Below are 24,212 nucleotides of genomic sequence, written 5' to 3' on the forward strand. Positions count from 1 at the left end.
TCACGCGTCCCACAGGTGTCGCCCGGTTGTCCCCAGCGCGGGAGTTGTCCACAGGCCCCGACCGGGCTCGCCCGCATGGCGTACGGTGCGGCGCATGGCAAGTGTGCTCGTGGTCGAGGACGACCAGTTCGTGCGCTCGGCCCTCATCCGGCATCTGACCGACGCCGCACACACCGTGCGCAGTGTCGGCACCGCCCTGGAGGCGCTGCGCGAGGTCGCCCATTTCCGTTTCGACGTGGTCATCCTGGACCTCGGTCTGCCCGATCTGGACGGGTCCGAGGCGCTGAAGATGCTGCGCGGCATCACCGACGTGCCTGTGATCATCGCCACGGCCCGCGACGACGAGACGGAGGTCGTCCGGCTGCTGAACGCGGGCGCCGACGACTATCTGACCAAGCCGTTCTCCGTCGATCACCTGTCCGCCCGGATGGCCGCCGTACTGCGCCGGGCCCGCTCCCACGGCGCCGAGGCCGCCCCCTCCTCCGTGCTGCGCGTCGGCGGCCTCACCGTCGACCCGCTGCGCCGCCAGGCCGAACTGGACGGTGCCCGGCTCGACCTCACCCGCCGTGAGTTCGACCTGCTCGCCTTCCTGGCCGGCCGCCCGGGAGTGGTCGTCCCCCGCAAGGAACTGCTCGCCGAGGTGTGGCAGCAGTCCTACGGCGACGACCAGACCATCGACGTCCACCTGTCGTGGCTGCGCCGCAAGCTCGGCGAGACCGCCGCGAGCCCGCGCTATCTGCACACCCTGCGCGGGGTCGGCGTGAAGCTGGAGCCACCGCTGTGAGGTGGGCCCTGGTCAAGGTCTCGCTGGCGGTCACCACCATGGTCGTGCTGGCCTTCGCCGTGCCGCTCGGACTCGTCATCAAGGAGATGGCCCGCGACCGCGCCTTCTCCAACGCCGAGCGGGAGGCCGCCGCGGTCGCCCCGGCGCTGTCCATCACCACCGACCGCGACCAGCTCGAACGCGTCGTGGCCTCGGCCGGCTCCGAGGCGGAGATGGCCGTGCACATACCGGCGGCCGACGGTGCGCAGGCCGTCGGCATCGGCCGGCAGCGCGCCGCGGACGACGACATCGCGACCGTACGGCGGCTCGGCCGCGCCTCCACCACCGAGGTGCCCGGCGGCTCCACCCTCCTGCAGCCGGTCGCGCTCAGCTCCGGCGAGATCGCGGTCGTGGAGGTCTACGTCCCCGAGGCCGAGGTCAGCAACGGCGTCTCGACGGCCTGGGCGGTCCTCGCCGCCGTCGGGGTCGCGCTGATCGTCGGCTCGGTCGCCGTCGCCGACCGGCTCGGCGTGCGGATGGTGCAGCCCGCCCAGCGCCTGGTCGAGGGCGCGCACGAACTGGGGGAGGGCAAGCTCGGGGCGAGGGTGCCGGAGGAGGGGCCGAACGAACTGCGGCTCGCCGCCGCCGCGTTCAACTCCATGGCCGACCAGGTCGTCCAGCTGCTCGCCAACGAGCGGGAGCTGGCCGCCGATCTGTCGCACCGGCTGCGGACCCCGCTGACCGTGCTGCGGCTCAACACGGCCTCGCTCGGGGACGGCCCCGCCGCCGAGCAGACCCGGGCCGCCGTCGCCCAGCTGGAGCGGGAGGTCGACACCATCATCCGGACCGCCCGGGAGGCCAAGCCGCAGACGGCCGCGGCCGGTCCGGGCGCCGGGTGCGACGCGGCCGAGGTGGTCCGCGAGCGGATGGCGTTCTGGTCGGCGCTCGCGGAGGACGAGGGCCGCAAGGTCCGGGTGGCCGGGATCGACCGGCCGGTGCGCATACCCGTGGCCCGGGCCGACCTGGCCGCCGCGCTGGACGCCCTGCTCGGCAATGTCTTCCGGCACACCGCCGAGGGCACGGCCTTCGCGGTCGACGTGCACAACGGCGAGGACGCGGTGATCGTGCTGGTGTCGGACGCCGGGCCAGGCATACCCGACCCCGAGGCGGCGATGGCCCGCGGACGGGGCTCGGGCAGCGCCGGGTCGACCGGGCTCGGCCTGGACATCGTGCGCCGGCTCGCGGAGTCGACCGGCGGGGACGTGCGGATCGGGTCCTCCGTGCTCGGCGGGACCGAGGTGCGGATCTGGATCCAGCTCGACGGGCGGGCGCCCGAGCGCCGCGGGCACCGGGTGCGCAGACGCCGCGGCGGCCGACTGGTCTCCACCTTTAACCGGCCCCGATCCCTTCCTTAAGCGCGCCCTAAGATCCGCAAGCCCCGCCCCGATCAGGGCGTTTGCCCGATTCCGCGCCGCTAGCGTGCTGCCGCACCCCCTCCCCCGTGAGCAGTGAAAGCAGGCAGGCGATGAGCACCCACCGACGCAGGATCAGCGGCAGGAACAAGGCGATAGGCGGTGTCGTCGCCGCGGCGGTGATCGGAGGCGGCGCCGTCTTCCTCACCGGCACCGCGCAGGCGGCCGGCGTGGGCGCCGCGTACACCAGGACCAGTGACTGGTCGACCGGTTACACCGCGCAGTACGTCGTCACCAACGACACCGGCTCGGCGAAGCCCGACTGGACCCTCACCTTCGACCTGCCGGCGGGGGCGAAGCTTAGCTCGCTGTGGAACGCCGAGTCCCGGGTCAGCGGGGCGCGCGTCACCGTGACGCCGGCGGCCTGGGACAAGGACGGTCTCGCGGCCGGGGAGTCGGTCACCGTCGGTTTCGTCGTCAGCGGCACCGGCGACCCCACCGGCTGCCTCGTGGACGGCGTCAAGTGCTCCGCCGACCAGGGCGCGACGCCGCAGCCCACCGGCCGCCCGACCGGGACGCCCACCCCGACCCCGACCCCGACGCCGACTCCCACCCCGACCCGGACCGCCACCCCCACCCCCACCGCCGAACCCACGGCGTCGACGGGCACCGGCACCACGACCAACGCCGGATTCGCCCCGTACGTCGACACCTCCCTCTACCCGGCCTTCGACCTGGTCGCCACCGCCGAGGCCACCGGAGTGAAGGACTACAACCTCGCGTTCGTCACCGACGGCGGCGGCTGCACGCCCAAGTGGGGCGGGGTGACCGACCTGGCGAGCGACGCGGTGGCCGCGCAGATCGGCGCCCTGCGCGCCAAGGGCGGCGACGTCCGGGTGTCCTTCGGCGGCGCGGCCGGCAGCGAACTGGCGACGACCTGCTCCTCGGCGGACGCGCTGGCGACGGCGTACGCCAAGGTCGTGGACGCCTACGACCTCACCAAGGTCGACTTCGACGTCGAGGGCGGCGCGCTGCCCGACGCCGCGGCCAACACCCGCCGCGCCCAGGCCATCGCCAAGCTCCAGAAGGCCCACCCCGGCCTGGACGTCTCCTTCACCCTCCCGGTGATGCCGGAGGGCCTGACCCAGCCCGGCGTGGACCTGCTGGCCGACGCCAGGGAGAACGGGGTGGGCATCGACGCCGTCAACATCATGGCGATGGACTACGGCCCCGCCTACAGCGGCGACATGGGCACCTACGCCGAGCAGGCCGCCACCGCCACCCAGGCGCAGGTCAAGGGCGTCCTCGGCCTCTCCGACAGCGCCGCCTGGAAGACCGTCGCGGTCACCCCGATGATCGGCGTCAACGACGTCGTCACGGAGATCTTCACGGTCGAGGACGCCACCCAGCTGGTGAACTTCGCCAAGGCCAAGGGCCTCGGCTGGCTGTCCATGTGGTCGGCGACCCGCGACAAGGCCTGCCCCGGCGGCCCGAAGCCGGCGGCCGACCCGACCTGCAGCTCCGTCGACCAGGACAAGAACGCCTTCGCCAAGGCGTTCGCGGCCTACAAGTAGCCGGGCAAGCAGCCGGAAGACACCGGGGCGCGGCGCCCCCCGTAAAGCGCCGCGCCCCGCCCCCCGTCAGACCGACTCCACCTCCGGCAGCGCCCCCGACCGAGCCGCCTGCCCGTACCACAGGGCACTCGACTTCGGGGTCCGCTCCAGGGTCGTGTAGTCGACGTACACCGCGCCGAAGCGCTTGCTGTAGCCGTAGGACCACTCGAAGTTGTCCATCAGGGACCACAGGTAGTAGCCGCGCACGTCCGCGCCGTCCTCGATGGCGCGGCGGACCGCGCAGAGGTGGCCGTGGAGGTAGGCGATCCGCTCCGGGTCGTGGACGGTGCCGTCGGGCTCGGGCTTGTCGTCGTAGGCCGCGCCGTTCTCCGTGACGTACAGCGGCAGACCGGGGGCCAGCCGGGCGTAGCGCATGATCAGGTCGTGCAGGCCGGTCGGGTCGATCGTCCAGCCCATCTCGGTGCGCTCGCCCGGGGTCTGGTGGAACGCGACGTCCTCCGCGGCCGGCCACGGGGAGTGCGCGCTCGCCCCGTGACCGTCCGCCCGCGGACCCGCGGGGGCCGACGCGGCGGCCGACACCAGCGTCGGCGTGTAGTAGTTGAGGCCCAGCGCGTCCAGCGGCTGGTGGATCAGCGCCAGATCGCCGTCCTCGACGAACGACCAGTCCGTCAGCGACTGCGTCGCCGTCAGCAGCGACTGCGGGTAGGCGCCCTGCAGCATCGGGCCGTGGAAGACGCCGTTGGCCAGGTCGTCGATCCGCTGCCGGGCCGCCAGGTCCGCCGGGGCGTCCGAAACCGCCCGGACCACCGAGGAGTTCAGGCTCACCGCCACCGAGTTGCGGGCCGGCATCGCCGAGCGCAGGGCCGAAGTCCCCAGGCCGTGCGCCAGGTTCAGGTGGTGCGCGGCGCGCAGCGAGGCCGCCGGGTCGGTCCGGCCGGGCGCGTGCACGCCCGAGGCGTACCCCAGGAACGCGCTGCACCACGGCTCGTTGAGCGTGATCCACTGCTCCACCCGGTCGCCGAGCGCCTCCCCGACGATCTGCGCGTACTCGGCGAACCGGTAGGCCGTGTCCCGCTCCGGCCAGCCGCCCGCGTCCTCCAGCTCCTGCGGCAGATCCCAGTGGTAGAGCGTGACGGCCGGCTTGATGCCGTGCGCCAGCAGCTCGTCCACCAGATTGCGGTAGAAGTCCAGACCCCGCTGCACGGCCGGGCCCCGGCCGGTCGGCTGCACCCGCGACCAGGAGACCGAGAAGCGGTACGCGGTCAGGCCCAGTTCGGCCATCAGCGCCACGTCGTCGCGGAAGCGGTGGTAGTGGTCGACAGCGATGTCACCGGTCTCACCCCCCGCCGTCTTGCCCGGCGTATGGCTGAAGGTGTCCCAGATCGAGGGGGTACGGCCGTCCTCGCGCACCGCCCCCTCGATCTGGTACGCGGAGGTGGCTGCCCCCCAGAGGAAGGCGGGTGGAAAGGTCACCGGGGTCGCCGGCTGTACGGACTCAGACATGAAAGCGCTCCCATCGAAGGCCGTGGAGACCTACGGGTAGGGGAAGAGGGGAGGAGGCGGGCAGCAGGGGCCGGAGCGGCGATGACCCGGCCCCCGGGCAGCGGGGGCGGTACGGCGGCGTCAGCCCTTGACCGCGCCCTGCATGATGCCGCCGACGATCTGCTTGCCGAAGATCGCGAAGACGAGCAGCAGCGGCAGCGTGCCCAGCAGCGCGCCCGCCATGATCAGGGACTGGTCCGGCGTATAGCCGCGGCCCAGGCCCGCGACCGCCACCTGCACGGTCGGATTGCCGTTCTGGGTGAGCACCAGGAAGGGCCAGAGGAAGTCGTTCCAGGTCTGCACGAACATCAGCATCCCCAGCACCGCCATCGCGGGCCGGGCCGCGGGGAACACCACGTGCCAGATCACGCGCCAGCTGCTCGCGCCGTCCACCCGCGCCGCCTCAATGATCTCGTCGGGCAGCGCCTGGATCAGGTACTGCCGCATGAAGAACACACCGAACGCGCTCACCAGGGAGGGCAGGATGACCGCCTGCAGCTGGTCGGACCAGTCGAGTTCGGCGACCATCATGTACAGCGGGATCACGCTGAGCTGCGGCGGCACCATCATCGTGCCGATCACGATCAGCATCATCGCGTTACGGCCCTTGAAGCGCAGTTTGGCGAAGGCGAACCCGGCGATCGTCGACAGGAACACGATCGTCACCGCCGACACCCCCGCCACGAAGGTGGTGTTGAGGAACGCCTCGCCCAGGTTGGCGTCGTTCCAGGCGAGATCGAGGTTGTCGAAGAGGTTCCCGCCGAACCAGAACGGCGGCGGCGTCTCGGCCAGCCGCTGGTTGTCGCGGGAGGCGGCGATCGCCGTCCACACCAGCGGGAACAGCGAGCCGATGGTGAACAACGCGAGGATCACGTACGCGATCGGTCCCGCGTGCAGGGTCCCGCCGGCCCGTGCCGCCTTCGGCCCTCGCACACGTCGGCGCTCCTGCGGAGCCTCGGGTTTCGTCAAGGTCGTCGTCACGGCCGGTCTCCTAACTACTGGCGCGCAGCCGGCGCGAGATGACGTAGTTGATGATCCCGACCAGGATGAGGATCAGGAACATCGTCCAGGCGATGGCGGAGGCACGGCCCAGATGCTGGTTCACCCAGCCCTGCTCGTACAGATACAGGCCGAGCGTCTGGAACTGGTGCTGGGATCCGCCCGAGGCGCCCTTGTTCGCGTCGAACAGCAGCGGCTCGCCGAAGACCTGGGAGGCACCGATGGTCGACACGACGACGGTGAACAGGATCGTCGGGCGCAGCGAGGGCAGCGTGACATGGAGGAACTGCTGCCAGCGGCTCGCCCCGTCCAGCGCGGCCGACTCGTACAGATCCTGCGGGATCGCCTGCATCGCGGCCAGGTAGATCAGCGCGTTGTAGCCGGTCCAGCGCCAGATGACGATCGTGGAGACCGCGATCTGCGAGGCCCACTTGTCGTTCTGCCAGTCGATGTTGTCGATCCCGACCGCACCGAGCGCCCAGTTGATCATGCCGTAGTCGCGGCCGAAGAGCAGCACGAAGACCAGCGAGGCGGCGGCGATCGAGGTCGCGTACGGCGCCAGCATGGCGACCCGGTAGAAGGTCGAGGCGCGCAGCTTGTAGTTGAGGATGTGCGCGATGCCCATCGCCATCAGCAGCTGCGGAACGGTCGAGATGATGCCGATGGTCAGCGTGTTCTGGGCGGCGTTCCAGAAGAAGTCGTCGTCGAAGATCCGGGTGTAGTTGCGCATTCCGACCCAGTTCATGTCGGTCGGCGCGGTCAGCTCCACCTGGTGCAGCGAGGCCCAGCCCGTGTACAGCAGCGGGAACAGGCCGAAGGCGAGGAACAGCAGGAAGAACGGCGAGACGAAGGCGTACGGGCTCCACCGCACGTCCCGCTGCCAGCGGCGGGACAGCCGCTTGCGGCGCCGCAGCTCCTGCTCGGTCACCGGACCGCCGCCGGACGGGCGGCCCGGGGCCGCGCCCCCCTCCTTGAGGGGGGACGCGGCGGCGGTGTCGTGCCCAGTGGTCATACGGGTCACTGGTCCAGGGCGTTGTCGATGGTCTTGACGGCGTTGTCCCATGCCTCCTTGGGCGACTTGCCCTGGGTCACGAGAACCACACCGTTGTCGGTCAGGCCCTGCTGGATGATCTGGTCCTTCGGGCCGATGGTCTGGACGGGGATGTTCTCGGCGGCCTGCGCGAAGATCGTGCCGATCGGCGCGTCACCGGTCATGTCGTTCTTGGCGCTCGTCACCTCGGCCGACTCGTACGCGGCCGGGGTGGACGGGAAGCTGCCCTGCACACCGAAGAGCTTGGCCTGCTGCTCGGGGGCGGTCAGCCAGGCGGCCAGCTTCGCCGCCTCCTCCGCGTTCTTGCCGGACTTGGGCACGGTCAGGAAGGAACCGCCCCAGTTGCCGGACTGCGGCGCCTGGGCGATGTCCCACTTGCCGGCCGCGTCGGGCTTCGACTTGCCCTTGATGTAGCCGAGCATCCACGGCGGGCAGGACATCGCGGCGAACTTGCTGTTGGCGATCGTGGTGTCCCAGGCGGGCTGGAACTGCGTCTGGTTGCCGATCAGCCCGGCCTCGGCCGCCTCGGCGGTGAGGTCGAAGGCGTCCTTCACGGCCGGGTTCGTCTTGTAGATGACCTCGCCGGAGGAGTCGTAGAACCGCTCCTTCTCACCACTGAGGATCGCCTGGAGCAGACCGCCGGGGGAGTCCAGGAAGGTGGTGCCCTTGCCGGCCTTCTCCTGGTACTGCTTGCCGACGTCGACGAACTTCTCCCAGCTGCCCTCCCACAGCTTGCCCACCTCCTCGCGGTCGGTGGGCAGACCGGCCTTCTCGAAGAGGTCCTTGCGGTAGCAGATGGCCATCGGGCCGATGTCGGTGCCGACCCCGATCGTCTGGCCCTCGGGCGTGGTCGCCTGCTGCCACTTCCATTCCAGATAGTCGCTCTTCTTGCCGTACTTCGACAGGTCGAGCAGCTTGTCCGACTGGGTCTGGACGATCTCGGCGATGTTGCCGACCTCGACCATCTGGATGTCCTGGAGGCCGCTGTTGGTGGTGAGGTGGTTGAGCAGCGCCGGGTAGTAGTTCTCGTTGCGCTCCACGACCGTCTGCTCGATGTCGATGTCCGGGTGGAGCTTCTCGTACTCCTTGTACAGCCCGGACTCCTCGAATCCGGCGGTGCCGAACAGACCAAGGGTGATCTTGGTCTTGCCGCCACCGCCCTCGGTCGACGAGCTGTCGTCGTCGTTGCCGTCGTCGGCACAGCCGGCCAGCAGCCCGGTGCCCAGCGACGCGACCGCCGCGAGGACTACCGCCTTGCGGCGGATTCGGGTAGATGCTCGCATTGCGTCCTCCTGTTGCCCTGACGTGCCGACCCCCCGGCCAACTGCACTGTTGGGCCCGTTAGTTCTCGCTGCGGCTCGGGCGGGGAACGTGCGGGATGTGTATGTGTCAGGTACTGTGGGAGCGCTCCCACAAGTGATGTGTTGAAGAGTCGTCGGTCCGGGCGGGGGTGTCAAGGGCGTGGGGGCGCAGAGATGCGTTCAGTTATCGGGACGTTAACTGGGGGACGTGGGCGCCGCACGGGAAGCGCGGCCACCGGCTTCCCGCCGCCGATCGGCTTCGGGCAGCCCGTCCGGTGCACGGTCACGACCGGGGACGGGGCTGTTAAATTCCAGGCCAGCGACAAGACGACGGCGAAAGGCGGAGCCCATGGCAAGCCACGGTGCGCGGGGGCGGAGTGGCGGGCGGCCTACTCTCGAAGAGGTCGCCGCGCGGGCCGGCGTCGGTCGCGGGACGGTGTCCCGGGTGATCAACGGTTCGCCCCGGGTCAGTGACGCCACCCGCGCCGCCGTGGAGGCGGCCGTCGCCGAGCTCGGTTACGTCCCGAACACCGCGGCCCGTGCCCTCGCCGCCAACCGCACCGACGCCATCGCCCTCGTCGTGCCCGAGCCGGAGACCCGGTTCTTCGCGGAGCCGTACTTCTCCGACATCCTCAAGGGCGTCGGGGCCGAACTGTCCGACACCGAGATGCAGTTGCTGCTGATCTTCGCGGGCAGCGACCGCGAGCGGCGGCGGCTCGCCCAGTACCTCGCCGCGCACCGGGTCGACGGGGTGCTGCTGGTCTCGGTGCACGCCGACGACCCGCTGCCCGATCTGCTGGCCCAGCTGGAGATACCGGCCGTGATCAGCGGCCCGAGATCCGCGGCGGAGACGCTCACCTCGGTGGACTCCGACAACTACGGCGGAGCCCGCCAGGCCGTGGAGCATCTGATCTCCCGGGGGCGCCACGAGATAGCCCACATCACCGGCCGCCTCGACGTGTACGGCGCCCAGCGCCGCGTCGACGGCTACCGCGATGCCCTGCGGGACGCGGGCCAGACGGTGGACGAGCGGCTGATCGAGCCGGGCGACTTCACCGAGGACGGCGGCCGGCGTGCGATGGCCGCGCTGCTGGAGCGCCGGCCCGGCCTGGACGCCGTCTTCGCCGGCTCGGACGTCATGGCGGCGGGCGCCCGGCAGGTGCTGCGGGAGGAGGGCCGCCGTATCCCGGAGGACGTGGCGCTGGTCGGCTACGACGACTCGGCCATCGCCCGGCACATGGAACCCCCGCTGACCAGCGTGCGCCAGCCGATCGAGGAGATGGGCCGCAGGATGATCGACCTGCTGCTGGAGGAGATCGCCGACCGGCGCCCGGCGGTCTCCCGGGGTCTGGAGCGACGGCAGGTGGTGCTGGCCACCGAGCTGGAGGAGCGGGCGTCGTCCTGAGCGTCTCAGCGGTGCCGACCCCGGCGGGGGCGACGTCCCGGGTGTTCCGTGTGGTGGGTGACCAGCCAGGCGGCGCCGAGCAGGACCGCGCCGGTCAGCCAGACGCCGGTGACCAGCCAGGTGCCGGTGGGGCTGGAGGGGTTGTTGGCCTCCCCCTCGACCGCGTCCAGCGCGACCACGAGCCACAGCAGCATGACGAGGTTGAACGTCAGGACCAGCCAGGTCAGCAGCCGCCACCGATGAATCCGCCGCGCCCCCATGACGAGCCTCCCAAGCCTCAGAACCGGCTCATGACCCGACCCTACGCCTCCCCCGGGAACGCAATCAGCCGGTGACCTCTGAAGGTCACCGGCTGATCACTCAGGGTGAGTGACGGGACTCGAACCCGCGGCATCCTGGACCACAACCAGGTGCTCTACCAGCTGAGCTACACCCACCATGACCGGCGGTTTCCCTGGTGGTTCACCGACCGGCCGAGAAAAAGTGTACAGGGTCCGAAGGGGTGCTCGCGCCCGGCTTTTCCGGGGGCCCTGGTGCGGGCCCTTCCCGGCGCTACTGAGCAGGCAGAACGTGCTTCGCGGCGATCGTTCTGGCGGTCTCGGAGTCCGGCCCCGGCTGGGGCACGAAGACGGCCTCGCGGTAGTAGCGCAGTTCCGCGATGGACTCGCGGATGTCGGCGAGGGCGCGGTGGTTGCCGTTCTTCTCCGGGCTGTTGAAGTAGGCGCGCGGGTACCAGCGGCGGGCGAGCTCCTTGATGCTGGAGACGTCCACGATCCGGTAGTGGAGGTAGTCCTCCAGCGTCGGCATGTCCCGCAGCAGGAATCCGCGGTCGGTGCCGACGGAGTTGCCGCACAGCGGGGCCTTGCCCGCTTCCTTGACGTGTTCGCGTACGTACGCCAGGACCTGGGCCTCGGCCTCCGCCAGCGTCGTACCGCCGGCGAGTTCGTCGAGGAGCCCGGACGCGGTGTGCATCTGACGCACCACTTCCGGCATCGTCTCCAGGGCCGCATCCGGCGGCCGGATGACGATGTCCACACCGTCGCCGAGGATGTTCAGCTCGGAGTCGGTGACGAGGGCGGCAACCTCGATGAGCGCGTCGTCGGACAGCGAGAGGCCGGTCATCTCGCAGTCGATCCACACCATGCGATCGTTCATGCGACCACCCTAAAGCTGACGTCGGCTTTTGCAGCACCCCGTGTCACCGCCGGGGGCGCGCACGCGAACGCCGGACGGGCCGGTGGGCCCGTCCGGCGTGCTGTCCGTCACGTCGGCTCAGGTCGCGCTGCGCTGCCCCGGCAGGCTCGCCCGCGCCGCGTAGGCGTCCCGGCCGTTGTCCGAGGACGCCGTCGCCAGCGCCTGGCCCACCGTGCTCGGGGAGCGGCGGGCCTGGAGCGGGACCGGGCCGGGCTCCGGATGGAGCGTGGGCATCGGGCCGGGGGCGGTGTCGGGGTCCGCCGTCGGCCGTTCGGCCTGCGGGCGACGGGCCCGGTACGCCGCCCGGTACGCCGCCGGGGACGAGCCCAGCTGGCGGCGGAAGTGCCCGCGCAGCGCCACCGGCGAGCGGAAGCCGCAGCGGCCCGCGACCTCGTCCACCGAGTAGTCGGACGTCTCCAGCAGACGCTGTGCCTGGAGCACCCGCTGGGTGATCAGCCACTGCAGCGGGGCCGACCCGGTCAGCGAGCGGAAGCGCCGGTCGAAGGTGCGGCGCGACATGTACGCCCGCGCGGCCAGCGTCTCCACGTCGAACTGCTCGTGGAGATGCTCCAGCGCCCAGGCGACGACCTCGGCGAGCGGGTCGGCGCCGATCTCCTCCGGTAAAGAGCGGTCCAGGTAGCGTTCCTGGCCTCCCGTCCGGCGCGGGGGGACGACCAGGCGGCGAGCCAGCGCACCGGCCGCCTCGTTGCCGTGGTCCGTCCGCACGATGTGGAGACAGAGATCGATTCCGGCCGCCGTACCGGCGGAGGTCAGTACGTCTCCGTCGTCGACGAACAGCTCTCTGGGATCCACATGCACCGACGGATAGCGCTTGGCCAGCGTCGGTGCGTACATCCAGTGGGTGGTCGCGGGGCGGCCGTCCAGCAGGCCCGCCGCCGCGAGGACGAAGGCGCCGGTGCACAGCCCTACGATGCGGGCGCCCTCCTCGTGGGCCCGGCGCAGCGCGTCGAGCGCGTCGTCCGGCGGCGGCGAGGTGATCGAACGCCAGGCCGGCACGACGACCGTGCCCGCCCGCGAGATCGCCTCCAGGCCATGTGGTGCGCTGAGTTCCAGGCCCCCGGTGGTCCGCAGCGGACCCTCTTCGCCGGCACAGACCAGCAGACGGTAGCGCGGCACGCCGGCGTCCTGGCGGTCGATTCCGAACACCGACAGCGGTATGGAACTCTCGAAGATGGGGCCGCCGCTGAACAGCAGCACCGCGACGATCTCCTTGCGGCGTCGCCCGGAGAGTTTCCGGGCCGCGGCTTCCGGCGCGGCGGTGGAGTCGTGGCTCATACTGCTAAGCCCCCCTCGGTGGTCGCGGCTCCTCGGTTGTGTCGCTCCTGCACGTTTCCCCTCGGTCCTGCACGAGTCCCCCGCCGTAGACAGTCAAGATCGAATCTACTGTGTCGCCTCGCGCCGGAGTGGCCGGTTCGCCACTCGGCACATTGTCGACTTGGCAACTTGGCGTGAAGCATTCGATCACGAAGCGTTGCACTCGCGGGCCGTGCAGGGAAGTGCGCCTCGTCGCAGTGGCCAATCCACGTAGGGTGCGCCGCACCCCCGACACCCTTTTCGTGCAGGTCGAACGGGGGTTGGGGGGTGGTTCGGGCAAGAGATGCCCGGTGGCCGGAAGTTGGCTGAAAAGAAGCGCCCGAGGGCATAGAAACCGGTCAACCGCCCGGTGTATTTCCCCCGGAGTGACGTCCGCCCCGGTGTGCGCCCGTTCCGCTCCGGTGGTGGCGCCCGCGACGGAGCGCGAGCGAGGCGTGTTCCTCGGCGGGCGAGACGTCGTGGTCCTCGGCGAGCGAGCGGGCCGCGCCCCGCTCGGACCGGCGCAGCAGGACCCGGCAGACCGCGGTGACGGCGGCCAGACCCAACGCGGTGCCGGTGGCGCCGGCCAGGGAGGTGCCGTACCAGAGGAGCACGACGGGGACGAGGACGCAGGAGAAGGCCGCCCAGCGGACCACGTCGGTGGTGCTGTCCTGGTGCTGCTGTCCGGCCATGGCGTGCTCCCGGTGTCGGTGGCTCACGGAGATCAACGCGTGGTCGGGCGGTCGGTCACTGTGCGGCCCGCCAGGAGGCGGGTCACCCGCCTCGCGCGGGCATCCTGTGCAAACCGCCTGTACAGCGCAGCAACCATTGCGTTACGGGCACACCCTCGTGCATGCTCCCTGGAACCCCCGCGGAGCACATCGCGGGATCTGGGCTAAGGAGGCGTGCCGCCGTACCCTTGGGGGTATGGGGTTGGGAAGATGATTCCCGGACACAGCTCCGCCGCACCCTGTCATCCCACCCACACAAGGATCACAACGCCGAGACAGCCATGGCCGGTCACGAATTCTTCGAACCCGCGGACCGCAAGCGGCCCGTCGCCGATCCCACGGCGGCCGAGCCCCTGGCGGCGGAAGAGCCACGTCACTCCTGCGACCCCGCCTTCAAGCACGGCGTCGTGGTCGGCTTCGACGGCTCGACCTCCAGTGAGCGCGCCCTCGCCTACGCCATCGGCATGGCCCATCGCTCCGGCTCGGCCCTGATCATCGTGCATGTCGCCAACCGGCTGCCCACCACGGTGTGGGCCGGCTGCGAGCCGCCGGTCTTCGTGGACGTCCCCGACCACCGCACCGAGGTGCTGGGGCTCGAGCTGGCCTGCGCGGACTATCTGGCCGAGGTGCCGTGGATCCTCGTCGAGCGCGGCGGTGACATCTGCCACGAACTCGAAGAGGTGGGCCGCGAGTACGAGGCGGACGCGATCGTGGTGGGCTCCACGCACGGCATCGTGGGGCGGATCTTCGGGTCCGTCGCGGGGCGGCTCGCCAAGCGGGCGCAGCGGCCCGTCGTCGTCATCCCGTAACTCCCGTTCGCCCGGGACGAGATGCGTCCTCGGCGCGCCCCCTCCCCCTCCTGGATGCATGAATCCACTGCCGCACAAAGGTGTTTGTGCCTTTGTGAAGGGCATATGGCCAGTACGCGCGTGCCGCCGGCCGGGGTTGTGACGGCTACCGGCCAGCTGCGCAGGCCGGGGGGTGGGCGGCTCCCCGGCGAAGGGGACGGCCCCCCGCGTGATGGGTGGCAACACGCGGGGGGCCGTTCCTGGGGGTGCCGGCTACTCGACCGTCACCGACTTCGCGAGGTTCCGCGGCTTGTCGATGTCCCGGCCCAGGGCCAGGGCCGTGTGGTAGGCGAGGAGTTGGAGCGGGATGCCCATCAGGATCGGGTCCAGCTCGTCCTCGTTCTTCGGGACCAGGATCGTCTGGTCGGCCTTCTCCTGGGGCTGGTGGGCCACCGCCAGGATCTTGCCGCTGCGGGCCTTGATCTCCTCCATGGCCGCGCGGTTCTTCTCCAGCAGGTCGTCGTCGGGGACGATCGCCACCGTGGGCAGGGCCGGCTCGATCAGGGCCAGCGGACCGTGCTTGAGCTCGGAGGCGGGGTAGGCCTCCGCGTGGATGTAGGAGACCTCCTTCAGCTTCAGCGAGGCCTCACGGGCCACCGGGTAGCCGCGGACCCGGCCGATGAAGAGCATCGAGCGGGCCTCGGCGTACTCCTCGGCCAGCTTCTTGATCTCGTCCTCCTGCTCCAGCATCTCGGCGATCTGGGCGGGGAGCTTGCGCAGGCCCGCGATGATCCGCTTGCCGTCGCGGACCGAGAGGTCACGGGTGCGGCCCAGGTGCAGGGCGAGCAGGGCGAAGGCGACCGTGGTGTTGGTGAAGCACTTGGTGGACACCACGCAGACCTCGGGGCCGGCGTGCACGTAGATGCCGCCGTCCGCCTCACGGGCGATGGCCGAGCCGACGACGTTGACGATGCCGAGGACCCGGGCGCCCTTGCGCTTGAGCTCCTGGACGGCCGCGAGGACGTCGTAGGTCTCACCGGACTGGGAGACCGCGATGTAGAGGGTGTCGGGGTCCACGACCGCGTTGCGGTAGCGGAACTCCGAGGCGGGCTCGGCGTCCGCGGGGATCCGGGCCAGCTCCTCGATCATCTGGGCGCCGATCATGCCCGCGTGGTACGAGGTGCCGCAGCCGAGGATCTTCACGCGGCGGATCCGGCGGGCCTCGCGGGCGTCCAGGTTGAGACCGCCGAGGTGCACGGTGGAGAAGCGGTCGTCGATCCGGCCGCGCAGCACGCGGTCCACGGCGTCGGCCTGCTCGTGGATCTCCTTGTGCATGTACGTGTCGTGGCCGCCCATGTCGTAGGAGGCGGCCTCCCACTCGACGGTGGTGGGCTCGGACGTCGTGCGCGTGCCCTCGGTGGTGTAGGTGCGGAAGTCGTCGGCCTTGAGGGTGGCCATCTCGCCGTCGTCGAGAGTCACTATCTGCCGCGTGTGGGCGACCAGCGCGGCGATGTCCGAGGCGACGAACATCTCCTTCTCGCCGATGCCGAGGACGACCGGGGAGCCGTTGCGGGCGACGACGATGCGGTCCGGGAAGTCGGCGTGCAGGACGGCGATGCCGTAGGTGCCCTCGATCAGCCGGAGGGTCTCGCGGACCTTGTCCTCCAGCTTCTCGCCCTGCGCGCGGGAGATGAGGTGGACGAGGACCTCGGTGTCGGTCTCGGAGAGGAACTCGACGCCGTCCGCCTCCAGCTTGCGGCGCAGGTCGGAGGCGTTGTCGATGATGCCGTTGTGGACGACGGCGACCTTGCCCTCGGCGTCCAGGTGCGGGTGGGCGTTGACGTCGGAGGGGGCGCCGTGGGTGGCCCAGCGGGTGTGGGCGATACCGGTGGTGCCCTTGAAGCGGGCCGGGACCTTGGCCTCCAGGTCACGGACCCGGCCCTTGGCCTTGACCGTCTTCAGGCCGCTGCTCTTGGGCGAGGTCACCGCGATGCCCGCCGAGTCGTAGCCGCGGTACTCCAGGCGCTGGAGGCCCTCCAGCAGTAGCGGGGCCACGTCACGCTTGCCGATGTAACCGACGATTCCGCACATGTATGGGTATTCCTAGCCGTAGACGATCCGGCGCAGCTGCCGGAGGGTGAGCTCCGGCGGTGCCACCGCCCGGTATTTCAGGTCCGCCTCGATCCGTTCGAAGATCGTCGCGTTCACCAGGCCCTGGGCCTGGAGTTCGCGGTGGCGGCGACGGACGTACTCCTCGGTCGTCTCGTCGAAGTAGGCGAGCACGTCCTGGATCACACGCAGCGCCTCGCCCCGGCTGAGGGGCGTGGACCGCGTCAGATGATCAACAAGTTCGTCGTGCACCCGGTAGATCCTGGGGTACCGACCGTTCTTTCGCAAGAAACCTGCCCGATTTCGGGCACGAGCATGTCAGTGGGCTGTGGAGAGGTGTCACATTCGCTTCAGAATCGCCTGTTTCGCCAGGGTGAACTCCTCGTCCGTCAGGACGCCCGTGCGGTGCAGCTCGCCCAGCTCGCGCAGCCGTCGCAGCAACGCGTCGTGGTCGTCCTCGGCGGCGGCCGGCAGCGGGGGGCGGGCGTCCTCCGGGTCCGGCCGCCGTACGTCGGCCGCCGCCGGGTGCGGGAGCCGGGCCTGGACGGCCGCGGCGACCAGGGCCATCAGCGGGTCCTTCTTGAAGCCCCACAGCTCCACGGCGTTCGGGTCGTACTTCGGCGGGGCCTTGGTCGGGGCGTTGCGCACGGTGAAGCGGAGGTGGCCGTTCTCCAGGCCCACCGCGGGATGCCACTCGACGGCGATGACGTCGGTGAGGCTGAGGACGCGGGCCCCCGCCGCGGCCTTGGCGTCCTCCGTCTTCCAGTTCCACTCCAGCCGGATCCGCTCGCCGTCGAAGCTCGCCGTGCCGTCGCCGGCGGAGACGGAGAGCGGCACCGACGGGCCCGGCAGCAGGTACGCGTCCACCGGGTCGGCCGGAACCTGGTCCAGCAGCAGGGCGTTGCGCACCTCGTCCGTGAAGTACTCGGCGACGCCGTAGCGGTCGGACTCCACGATCAGCTGATAGGGGTCGTGCGGCTCGGTGAGCCGGCCGCCCGAGGCGTGCAGCAGGGGGTCGGCGCCGTCGCGCAGCCGCAGTCTGAGCCGCCCCGCCTTCTTGCCCTGCTCGAACGAGATGCCCGCCAACGCCCCCAGGGGGACGACGAGTTCACCGAGGGTCTTGCGGAAAAGGCTGACGTTCTTGTCCCGGCCGGGCGTCAGCCGCAGCGCGTCCCCGTCGAAGACCCAGGTGCCGTCCTTCTGGATGATTTCCGCCATGGGGGTGATTGTTTCACCGGTCTCGCGAGAGAGTGGTCTGTACCTATCGGAGCTCACCGAAGGGACCGACTGTGAGGCAGCGCCACAGAACGCTTCGCCTTCTCGGCTCGCTGCTGCTCGTCGCGGCGGCCGGCGTCTCCGCCACCGGCGCGGTGCCCCCGGGGCCGGGGCCGACCGCGATCCCGCTCGACCGGGTCGTGCCCGCCCCGGCCTCCGTCGCGCCGGGCGGTTCCCCGTACCGCATCACCGACGGCACCCGGATCCGGGTCGACGACTCGCGCGAGGTGCGCCGGGTCGGGGAGTACCTCGCGGACCTCCTGCGGCCCTCCACCGGCTACCGCCTGCCGGTCACCACCCACGGCGGCGGCATCCGACTGCGGCTCGCCAAGGGGTCGTTCGGCGCGGAGGGCTACCGCCTCGACAGCGACCGCCGCGGTGTCGTCATCACGGCCGCCAGGCCCGCCGGGCTCTTCCACGGCGTCCAGACCCTGCGCCAGCTCCTCCCGGCCGCCGTGGAGAAGGACTCCGCGCAGCCCGGCCCCTGGCTGGTCGCGGGCGGCACGATCAAGGACACCCCGCGCTACGGCTGGCGCGGCGCGATGCTCGACGTCTCCCGGCACTTCTTCTCCGTCGACCAGGTCAAGCGGTACGTCGACCAGTTGGCGCTGTACAAGTTCAACAAGCTGCACCTGCACCTGAGCGACGACCAGGGCTGGCGGATCGCCATCGACTCCTGGCCGCGGCTCGCGACGTACGGCGGCTCCACGCAGGTCGGCGGGGGCCCCGGGGGCTACTACACCAAGGACGACTACCAGGAGATCGTCCGCTACGCCGCCTCCCGGCACCTGGAGGTCGTCCCCGAGATCGACATGCCGGGCCACACCAACGCGGCGCTGGCCTCGTACGCCGAGCTGAACTGCGACGGGGTCGCGCCCCCGCTCTACACCGGCATCGAGGTCGGCTTCAGCTCGCTGTGCGTCGGCAAGGAGCTCACGTACGACTTCGTGGACGACGTGATCCGGGAGCTCGCCGCGATCACGCCGGGCCGCTATCTGCACATCGGCGGGGACGAGGCGCACTCCACGCCGCACGCCGACTACGTGAAGTTCATGGACCGGGTGCAGCCCGTCGTCGCCAAGTACGGCAAGACGGTCATCGGCTGGCACCAGCTGACCGGGGCCTCGCCCGCGAAGGGGGCGCTCGCTCAGTACTGGGGGCTCGACGGCACCAGTGCGCAGGAGAAGGAGCAGGTCGCCGCGGCGGCGCGGGGCGGGACGGGGCTGATCCTCTCGCCGGCCGACCGGATCTACCTCGACATGAAGTACGACGAGAGGACTCCGCTGGGGCTGTCCTGGGCGGGGTACGTCGAGGTGCGGCGGTCCTACGACTGGGATCCCGGGACCTATCTGGCGGGGGTGCCCGAGTCGGCGGTGCGGGGGGTCGAGGCGCCGTTGTGGAGCGAGACGCTGCGGACGTCCGAGGACATCGAGTACATGGCGTTCCCGCGGGTCGTCGGGGTGGCCGAGTTGGGGTGGTCTCCGGCGGAGGCGCGTGACTGGGACGCGTACAAGGTTCGGCTTGCTGCGCAGGCTCCGCGGTGGGAGGCGCTCGGTATTGGGTATTACCGGTCGCCTCAGGTGCCTTGGTTGTGAGTCGGGTGCGGGGCGGTGGGGGTTGATCGCGCCCACGCGGCGGAGCCGCAAATTGATACAGCCCCGCGCCCCTGGGTGGGTTTGTGCTGACGGGTGCCTCAGGAGGACCGTGCTCCTGAGGCACCCGTCTGGCCTTGTCAGAACCCTGCTATGGGGTTCCGTAGCGTGCCGATCAGTTGCAGGGCGCCTGCTGGGTCTGCCAGGTCCACCATCTGCTGGTTGTTGCGGAGCTGGAGGCGGTTGAGGCAGGAGAGGGCGAACTCGGGGGCGAACATGTCGTACTGGCGGAACTTGTCCGCCAGTTCCGGCACCGTCGCCTGGTACGCGCGCGTGACCTCCGCGACCGTGCGCCAGAAGTCGTCCTCCGTGAGGACGCCCTCGGTGGCGAGGTTCGCGGCGAGGAAGCGGAAGTAGCAGTCGAAGACGTCCGTGAAGATCGACAGCAGTTTCGTGTCCTCGGGGACGTCCACACGCAGCCGCTCCACCGTCGGCGGCAGCACCGCGTCCGGGTCCATGACCGCGATCTCCTCGGCGATGTCCTTGTAGATCGCGCGCTGGACGACACCGTCCTTCAGCACCAGGATCACGTTCTCGCCGTGCGGCATGAAGACGAGGTCGTAGGCGTAGAAGCTGTGCAGCAGCGGGGTGAAGTACGCCGTCAGGTAGCGGCGCAGCCACTCCACCGGCGCCAGCCCCGACTGCTCGATCAGGGCGGTCGCGAAGGACGTGCCCTCGTGGTCGACGTGGACGAGGGAGGCCATGGTGGCCAGCGTCTCGCCGTCCCGGAGGGAGGGGACGGGGCTCTCCCGCCACAGCGCGGCCAGCATCTTGCGGTACGGCGAGTAGCGGTCCGTCGCCGCCTCGTACTCCAGGTGCCGGTAGCCGACCGCCGCGCGCTCGCGGATGATCGTCAGGCCCGTCTCCTTGAGCACCGGGTCGTTCTCGATGAGCTGGGCGAGCCAGTCGTTGATGGCCGGGGTCGCCTCCATGTAGGCCGCCGACAGGCCGCGCATGAAGCCCATGTTGATGACGGACAGGGCCGTCTTCACGTAGTGCTTCTCGGGGCTGGAGGTGTTGAAGAAGGTCCGGATGGACTGCTGGGCCAGGTACTCGTCGTCGCCCTCGCCCAGGCACACCAGGTGCCCCCGGGCGACCTCGGCGGCGAAGGTGACCGTCAGCTTGTTCCACCACTGCCAGGGGTGGACGGGGATGAGGAAGTAGTCGGCGGGGTCCAGGTCCTGCTCGCGCAGGATGCCGTGGAACCGCTCGACGGTGTCCTCGCCCAGCTCGTCCCGGATGAAGGACTCGTACTCCAGGCCGACGCCGGCCGTGAACGCGGCCCGCGACCGGTGCGCCGCCAGCCAGACCAGCCGGATCGGGCTCGCGGTCTCGGGGGCGTACGACAGGTACTCGTGGATGCCGAAGCCGAGCCGGCCGTTGTTGGCGACGAAGCAGGGGTGGCCCTCGGTCATCCCGGTCTCGATGGCCTGGAAGCCGCTCCGGGCCAGCTCGGCGGCCGGGACCTGCGGCTTGGTGAGCTTGAAGCAGATGCCGGAGAGGGTGGAGGAGATCTCCTCCAGGTAGACCGGCAGGATGGCGTCGCTCAGGCCGAGCGCCTGCTTCAGCTCGATGAAGAAGTCCAGTGCGGCCAGCGGCAGTTCGGCGCCGTCCCGGTGCCGGGAGATCGAGTCGGCGTCGACCTGCCAGTGGTCCAGGGCGCGGCGGACGGCGGTGAACCGGTACCGGGTCAGACCGTCGTCGCCGCGGACCTCGAAGCCGCCGTCGGCGGTGGCCTCGGGCGTGATCAGCCGCTCGTGGGCGAACTCGGCGAGCGCCTTGCGGACGAGGAGGCGGTTGGCCCGCTCCCAGCGTTCGGGGGAGAGGTGGGCCACGGAGTCGGCGAGGGTCATGCGGTCGCCCCCGTGGCGAGCAGGAACTGCTCCCGGGTGCAGAAGCTCAGCAGCGCCTTCTTCTCCGGCTTCTGGATCTCGTGGGAGGGCACGAACCCGACGGCCTCGTTGAGCGCGTGGACGGCCTTGTTGGCGATGTCCGGCTCGACCACGACCCGCTGGACCGCCGGGTCCTCGAAGAGGTGCGCCATGACGGCGGTGATGACGGAGCGGGTGAAGCCGTGCACGGGGGTGTCGGTGGGGGGCGTCAGGAAGTGCATGCCGACGTCGCCCGGCCGCGGCTCGTACAGGCCGACCAGTTCGCGGTGGGCGGGGTCGTACTTCTCCATCAGGAAGGCGGGTTCGCCGTCCTTCAGGCCCAGCAGGGCGTGGTGGTGCTCGTCGGCGGCGATCTCCATGTAGGCGCGCTCGACGTCCTCCAGTCTCGCGTCCTGCATCATCCAGAAGGCGGCCTTGGGGTGCGTGACCCAGCGGTGCAGCAGCTCGGCGTCCTTGAGGGGGTCGAGCGTGCGGAAGGTGAAGGTCATACGGCAAACTCCTGGAACGCGATGGTCTTCTCGACCGGGTAGTACTCGCTGCCGAGCAGCTCACTGATGATGAAGCTGTTGCGGTAGGCGCCCATCCCCAGGTCGGGGCTGGTGATGCTGTGGGTGTGCACGCCGGCGTTCTGGAGGAACACACCCCGGCCCGTCACATCGATGGCGTAGTTGCGGGCGACGTCGAAGTTGCCCCGTGAGTCGCGCACGAGGCGGTCGCTCACCGGCTTCAGGAACTCCGGCTCGGTGTACGCGTAGCCGGTGGCCAGCACCAGGCCCTGCGTCTGGAGCTCGTAGTCCTTCTCCTGCTCCTGCTGGTGGAAGGAGAGCGTGTAGGTGCCGTTCTCGTAACGGGCCGCTTCCAGCGAGGAGTTGGTGAGCAGCCGGGTGGGCACCGGGCCGCCGAGGTTCTTCTGGTACAGCAGATCGAAGATCTCGTTGATGAGATCGCCGTCGATGCCCTTGAACAGGCCCTTCTGCTGGGCGGTGAGGCGGTAGCGGGTGGCCTCCGGCAGCGCGCGGTAGTAGTCGATGTACTCCGGCGAGGTCATCTCCAGCGTGAGCTTGGTGTACTCCAGCGGGAAGAAGCGCGGGGAGCGGGTCACCCAGTTCAGCCGGTAGCCGTGCACGTCGATCTCGGTGAGGAGGTCGTAGTAGATCTCGGCGGCGGACTGGCCGGAGCCGACGATCGTGATCGACTCCTTCTTCTGCAGCTCCGCCTTGTTCTGCACGTAGCGGGAGTTGTGGAAGAAGCCGCCGCCGAGGCCGCGCACCGCCTCCGGGTAGTGCGGGGAGGTGCCGGTGCCCAGGACGAGGTGCCGGGCGCGGTAGGTGTCCCCGGCGGTGGTCCGCACGACGTAGAGCTCGTCCTCGTACGTCACCTCGGCGACCGTCGTGGAGAAGCGGACGCTGCTCAGCTTGTTCGCGGCCCAGCGGCAGTAGTCGTCGTACTCGACCCGCAGCGGGTAGAAGTTCTCGCGGATGTAGAACGAGTACAGCCGGCCCTTCTCCTTCAGGTAGTTGAGGAAGGAGTACGGCGAGGTCGGGTCGGCGAGGGTGACCAGGTCCGACATGAACGGGGTCTGCAGATGGGCGCCGTCCAGGAACATGCCCGCGTGCCACTCGAAGTCGGGCTTGGACTCCAGGAAGACACCGTCGAGTTCGTCGATGGGCTCGGTGAGGCAGGCCAGGCCGAGGTTGAAGGGGCCGAGCCCGATGCCCACGAAGTCGTAGGTCGTGTGCGTGGGTTCAGGAAGCGCGGTCAAGGGACTCTCCCAGGTACTGCTCGGCGTGGCCGGCGATCAGGTCGAGGACGGCGGTGATGTCATCCGTCGTGGTCTCGGGGTTGAGCAGGGTGAACTTCAGGTAGTGGCGGCCGCCGACCTTGGTGCCCGCGACGACGGCGGCACCGGAGGCGAACAGGGCCTTGCGGGCGTAGAGGTTGGCGCGGTCGATCTCGGCCGGGTCGGTCACCGCGGCCGGGATGTAGCGGAACACCAGGGTGGACAGGCTGGGTTCGACCACGACGTCGAAGCGCGGGTCGGCGGCCAGCAGTTTCCAGCCCTCGGCGGTCAGGTCGACGACCTCGTCGAAGAGCTGGCCGATGCCGTCGGCGCCCATCACGCGCAGGGTCATCCACAGCTTCAGCGCGTCGAAGCGGCGGGTGGTCTGGAGGGACTTGTCGACCTGGTTGGGGATACGTTCCTGCACCATCCGGCGCGGGTTGAGGTACTCCGCGTGGTAGGTGGCGTGGCGCAGGGTGGCCGCGTCCCGGACCAGGACGGCGGAGGAACTCACCGGCTGGAAGAAGGACTTGTGGTAGTCGACGGTGACGGAGTCGGCGCGCTCGATGCCGTCGATCCGGTCCCGGTACTTCACGGAGGCGAGCAGTCCGCAGCCGTAGGCGGCGTCCACGTGCATCCAGGTGCCGTACTGCTCGCACAGCTCGGCGATCTCGGGCAGCGGGTCGATGGAGCCGAAGTCGGTGGTGCCGGCGGTGGCGACGACGGCCATCGGGACCAGGCCGTCCCGCTTGCAGCGCTCCAGCTCCCGGGCGAGGGCGACGGTCTGCATGCGCTTGTCGTGGTCGACGGGGACGGAGACCACCGAGTCCGCGCTCAGGCCGAGGAGTTTGGCCGACTTCTTGACGCTGAAGTGGCTGACCTCGGAGGCGAAGATGCGCAGGGTGTCGAGGGACTCGGCCTTGGCCTCCTCGCGGGCCAGCAGCAGCGCCTGGAGGTTGGACTGGGTGCCGCCGGAGGTGAACACGCCGTCGGCGGCCGGGCCGAGGCCGATCCGGGCGGTCGTCCAGTCGATGAGCTTGCGCTCGATCAGGGTGCCGCCGGCCGACTGGTCCCAGGTGTCCAGGGAGGAGTTGACCGCGGACAGGATCGCCTCGCCGAGCACCGCCGGGATGACGACCGGGCAGTTGAGGTGGGCGAGATAGCGCGGGTGGTGGAAGTAGACCGCGTCGCGGAGGTAGACGTCCTCCAGCTCGTCGAGGGCCGCCGCGGTGTCGAGCAGCGGCTTGTCGAGGTCGATCGCGTCGATGGTGGGGGCGAGGGCGTCGACCGTGACGCCGGTGAACGGACGTTCGGTGGCGGCGATTTTGGCGGCCACCCGCTCGATTCCTTCGGTCACGGAGCTGCGGTACTGCTCCGCGGTCGTGTCATTGAGCAGGTGCGAGCGCATGGGGGGTCCTCCGAGGGGAAGT

Annotated in this window: 21 protein-coding genes and 1 tRNA gene; 6 read left to right on the forward strand and 16 right to left on the reverse strand. The window is 70.3% G+C overall.

Translation table 11 applies throughout. The features are described 5' to 3' along the window. Positions 1-94: 94 nt before the first annotated feature. The 3 genes from ACWD1Z_RS16470 to ACWD1Z_RS16480 all read left to right on the forward strand — a co-directional run bounded on the left by ACWD1Z_RS16470 (position 95) and on the right by ACWD1Z_RS16480 (position 3,749). A complete protein-coding gene (locus ACWD1Z_RS16470) occupies positions 95-784 on the forward strand; it encodes a response regulator transcription factor (RefSeq protein ID WP_389415836.1) in 690 nt (229 codons plus the stop codon). Then, positions 781-2,178, forward strand: coding sequence for a sensor histidine kinase (locus tag ACWD1Z_RS16475; RefSeq protein WP_451119218.1), 1,398 nt, complete (start codon positions 781-783; stop codon positions 2,176-2,178). Before ACWD1Z_RS16470 ends, ACWD1Z_RS16475 begins: the two co-directional genes overlap by 4 nt. Positions 2,179-2,288: 110 nt before the next feature. Further along, positions 2,289-3,749 (forward strand): glycoside hydrolase family 18 protein, encoded by a 1,461-nt coding sequence (locus ACWD1Z_RS16480; RefSeq protein ID WP_451119220.1) that lies wholly within the window; start codon positions 2,289-2,291, stop codon positions 3,747-3,749. A 66-nt stretch (positions 3,750-3,815) separates the two neighbouring features. Here ACWD1Z_RS16480 and ACWD1Z_RS16485 read toward each other — a convergent pair whose 3' ends face one another. From ACWD1Z_RS16485 to ACWD1Z_RS16500, 4 genes are all read right to left on the reverse strand, one after another. After that, the gene (locus ACWD1Z_RS16485; RefSeq protein ID WP_451119222.1) at positions 3,816-5,252 is read right to left on the reverse strand and encodes a GH1 family beta-glucosidase; all 1,437 of its coding nucleotides are present in this window, start codon (positions 5,250-5,252) and stop codon (positions 3,816-3,818) included. A gap of 120 nt (positions 5,253-5,372) precedes the next feature. Beyond that, on the reverse strand, positions 5,373-6,272 hold the full coding sequence (locus ACWD1Z_RS16490) for a carbohydrate ABC transporter permease (protein WP_451119224.1): 900 nt from the start codon (positions 6,270-6,272) through the stop codon (positions 5,373-5,375). Positions 6,273-6,282: 10 nt separating this feature from the next. After that, positions 6,283-7,302: a carbohydrate ABC transporter permease gene (locus ACWD1Z_RS16495; RefSeq protein WP_451119226.1), complete on the reverse strand. Its 1,020-nt coding sequence runs from the start codon at positions 7,300-7,302 to the stop codon at positions 6,283-6,285. A gap of 5 nt (positions 7,303-7,307) precedes the next feature. Beyond that, the gene (locus ACWD1Z_RS16500; RefSeq protein WP_451119228.1) at positions 7,308-8,624 is read right to left on the reverse strand and encodes an ABC transporter substrate-binding protein; all 1,317 of its coding nucleotides are present in this window, start codon (positions 8,622-8,624) and stop codon (positions 7,308-7,310) included. 367 nt (positions 8,625-8,991) lie between these two features. Here ACWD1Z_RS16500 and ACWD1Z_RS16505 point away from each other — a divergent pair, with 367 nt between their 5' ends. Continuing rightward, positions 8,992-10,047, forward strand: coding sequence for a LacI family DNA-binding transcriptional regulator (locus tag ACWD1Z_RS16505; protein ID WP_389415843.1), 1,056 nt, complete (start codon positions 8,992-8,994; stop codon positions 10,045-10,047). A gap of 5 nt (positions 10,048-10,052) precedes the next feature. Here ACWD1Z_RS16505 and ACWD1Z_RS16510 read toward each other — a convergent pair whose 3' ends face one another. The 5 genes from ACWD1Z_RS16510 to ACWD1Z_RS16530 form a co-directional block, all read right to left on the reverse strand. Beyond that, entirely contained in the window at positions 10,053-10,307 is a 255-nt protein-coding gene (locus ACWD1Z_RS16510) for a hypothetical protein (RefSeq protein ID WP_451119230.1), read from the reverse strand. A gap of 104 nt (positions 10,308-10,411) precedes the next feature. Further along, positions 10,412-10,484, reverse strand: a tRNA-His gene (locus ACWD1Z_RS16515). Positions 10,485-10,599: 115 nt separating this feature from the next. Next, positions 10,600-11,202 (reverse strand): oligoribonuclease, encoded by a 603-nt coding sequence (gene orn, locus ACWD1Z_RS16520; RefSeq protein WP_451119232.1) that lies wholly within the window; start codon positions 11,200-11,202, stop codon positions 10,600-10,602. A 117-nt stretch (positions 11,203-11,319) separates the two neighbouring features. Beyond that, positions 11,320-12,537, reverse strand: a complete 1,218-nt coding sequence (locus tag ACWD1Z_RS16525; RefSeq protein WP_451119233.1) for a helix-turn-helix domain-containing protein — start codon at positions 12,535-12,537, stop codon at positions 11,320-11,322. 377 nt (positions 12,538-12,914) lie between these two features. After that, positions 12,915-13,247 carry a hypothetical protein gene (locus ACWD1Z_RS16530; RefSeq protein WP_451119235.1) on the reverse strand — a complete coding sequence of 111 codons (333 nt, stop codon included), beginning with the start codon at positions 13,245-13,247 and terminating at the stop codon, positions 12,915-12,917. A 320-nt stretch (positions 13,248-13,567) separates the two neighbouring features. On the opposite strand from ACWD1Z_RS16530, the gene ACWD1Z_RS16535 reads away from it, so the two are divergent. Then, positions 13,568-14,095 carry a universal stress protein gene (locus ACWD1Z_RS16535; RefSeq protein ID WP_383308085.1) on the forward strand — a complete coding sequence of 176 codons (528 nt, stop codon included), beginning with the start codon at positions 13,568-13,570 and terminating at the stop codon, positions 14,093-14,095. A 252-nt stretch (positions 14,096-14,347) separates the two neighbouring features. Here the strand turns inward: ACWD1Z_RS16535 and glmS are convergent, their stop codons facing one another. The 3 genes from glmS to ACWD1Z_RS16550 all read right to left on the reverse strand — a co-directional run bounded on the left by glmS (position 14,348) and on the right by ACWD1Z_RS16550 (position 17,401). Next, on the reverse strand, positions 14,348-16,165 hold the full coding sequence (glmS, locus tag ACWD1Z_RS16540) for a glutamine--fructose-6-phosphate transaminase (isomerizing) (protein ID WP_451119237.1): 1,818 nt from the start codon (positions 16,163-16,165) through the stop codon (positions 14,348-14,350). Positions 16,166-16,177: 12 nt separating this feature from the next. Further along, positions 16,178-16,435, reverse strand: a complete 258-nt coding sequence (locus ACWD1Z_RS16545) for a hypothetical protein (RefSeq protein ID WP_266924384.1) — start codon at positions 16,433-16,435, stop codon at positions 16,178-16,180. A gap of 87 nt (positions 16,436-16,522) precedes the next feature. Further along, on the reverse strand, positions 16,523-17,401 hold the full coding sequence (locus ACWD1Z_RS16550) for a DUF4429 domain-containing protein (RefSeq protein WP_451119239.1): 879 nt from the start codon (positions 17,399-17,401) through the stop codon (positions 16,523-16,525). Positions 17,402-17,472: 71 nt separating this feature from the next. On the opposite strand from ACWD1Z_RS16550, the gene ACWD1Z_RS16555 reads away from it, so the two are divergent. Then, complete coding sequence (locus tag ACWD1Z_RS16555) at positions 17,473-19,053, forward strand: beta-N-acetylhexosaminidase (RefSeq protein ID WP_451119241.1); 1,581 nt, start codon at positions 17,473-17,475, stop codon at positions 19,051-19,053. Between the two features lie 137 nt (positions 19,054-19,190). Here ACWD1Z_RS16555 and ACWD1Z_RS16560 read toward each other — a convergent pair whose 3' ends face one another. Genes ACWD1Z_RS16560 through desA form a run of 4 tightly spaced genes read right to left on the reverse strand, consistent with a single transcriptional unit; the run spans position 19,191 to position 24,190 of the window. Continuing rightward, positions 19,191-20,963 carry an IucA/IucC family protein gene (locus ACWD1Z_RS16560; RefSeq protein WP_451119243.1) on the reverse strand — a complete coding sequence of 591 codons (1,773 nt, stop codon included), beginning with the start codon at positions 20,961-20,963 and terminating at the stop codon, positions 19,191-19,193. Next, positions 20,960-21,490 (reverse strand): GNAT family N-acetyltransferase, encoded by a 531-nt coding sequence (locus ACWD1Z_RS16565; RefSeq protein WP_451119245.1) that lies wholly within the window; start codon positions 21,488-21,490, stop codon positions 20,960-20,962. Before ACWD1Z_RS16565 ends, ACWD1Z_RS16560 begins: the two co-directional genes overlap by 4 nt. Then, a complete protein-coding gene (locus tag ACWD1Z_RS16570; protein ID WP_451119247.1) occupies positions 21,487-22,764 on the reverse strand; it encodes a lysine N(6)-hydroxylase/L-ornithine N(5)-oxygenase family protein in 1,278 nt (425 codons plus the stop codon). Before ACWD1Z_RS16570 ends, ACWD1Z_RS16565 begins: the two co-directional genes overlap by 4 nt. Continuing rightward, complete coding sequence (desA, locus tag ACWD1Z_RS16575; RefSeq protein WP_451119249.1) at positions 22,748-24,190, reverse strand: lysine decarboxylase DesA; 1,443 nt, start codon at positions 24,188-24,190, stop codon at positions 22,748-22,750. Before desA ends, ACWD1Z_RS16570 begins: the two co-directional genes overlap by 17 nt. Between the last annotated feature and the right edge of the window lie 22 nt (positions 24,191-24,212).

This window comes from Streptomyces sp. NPDC002784 (assembly GCF_053592135.1).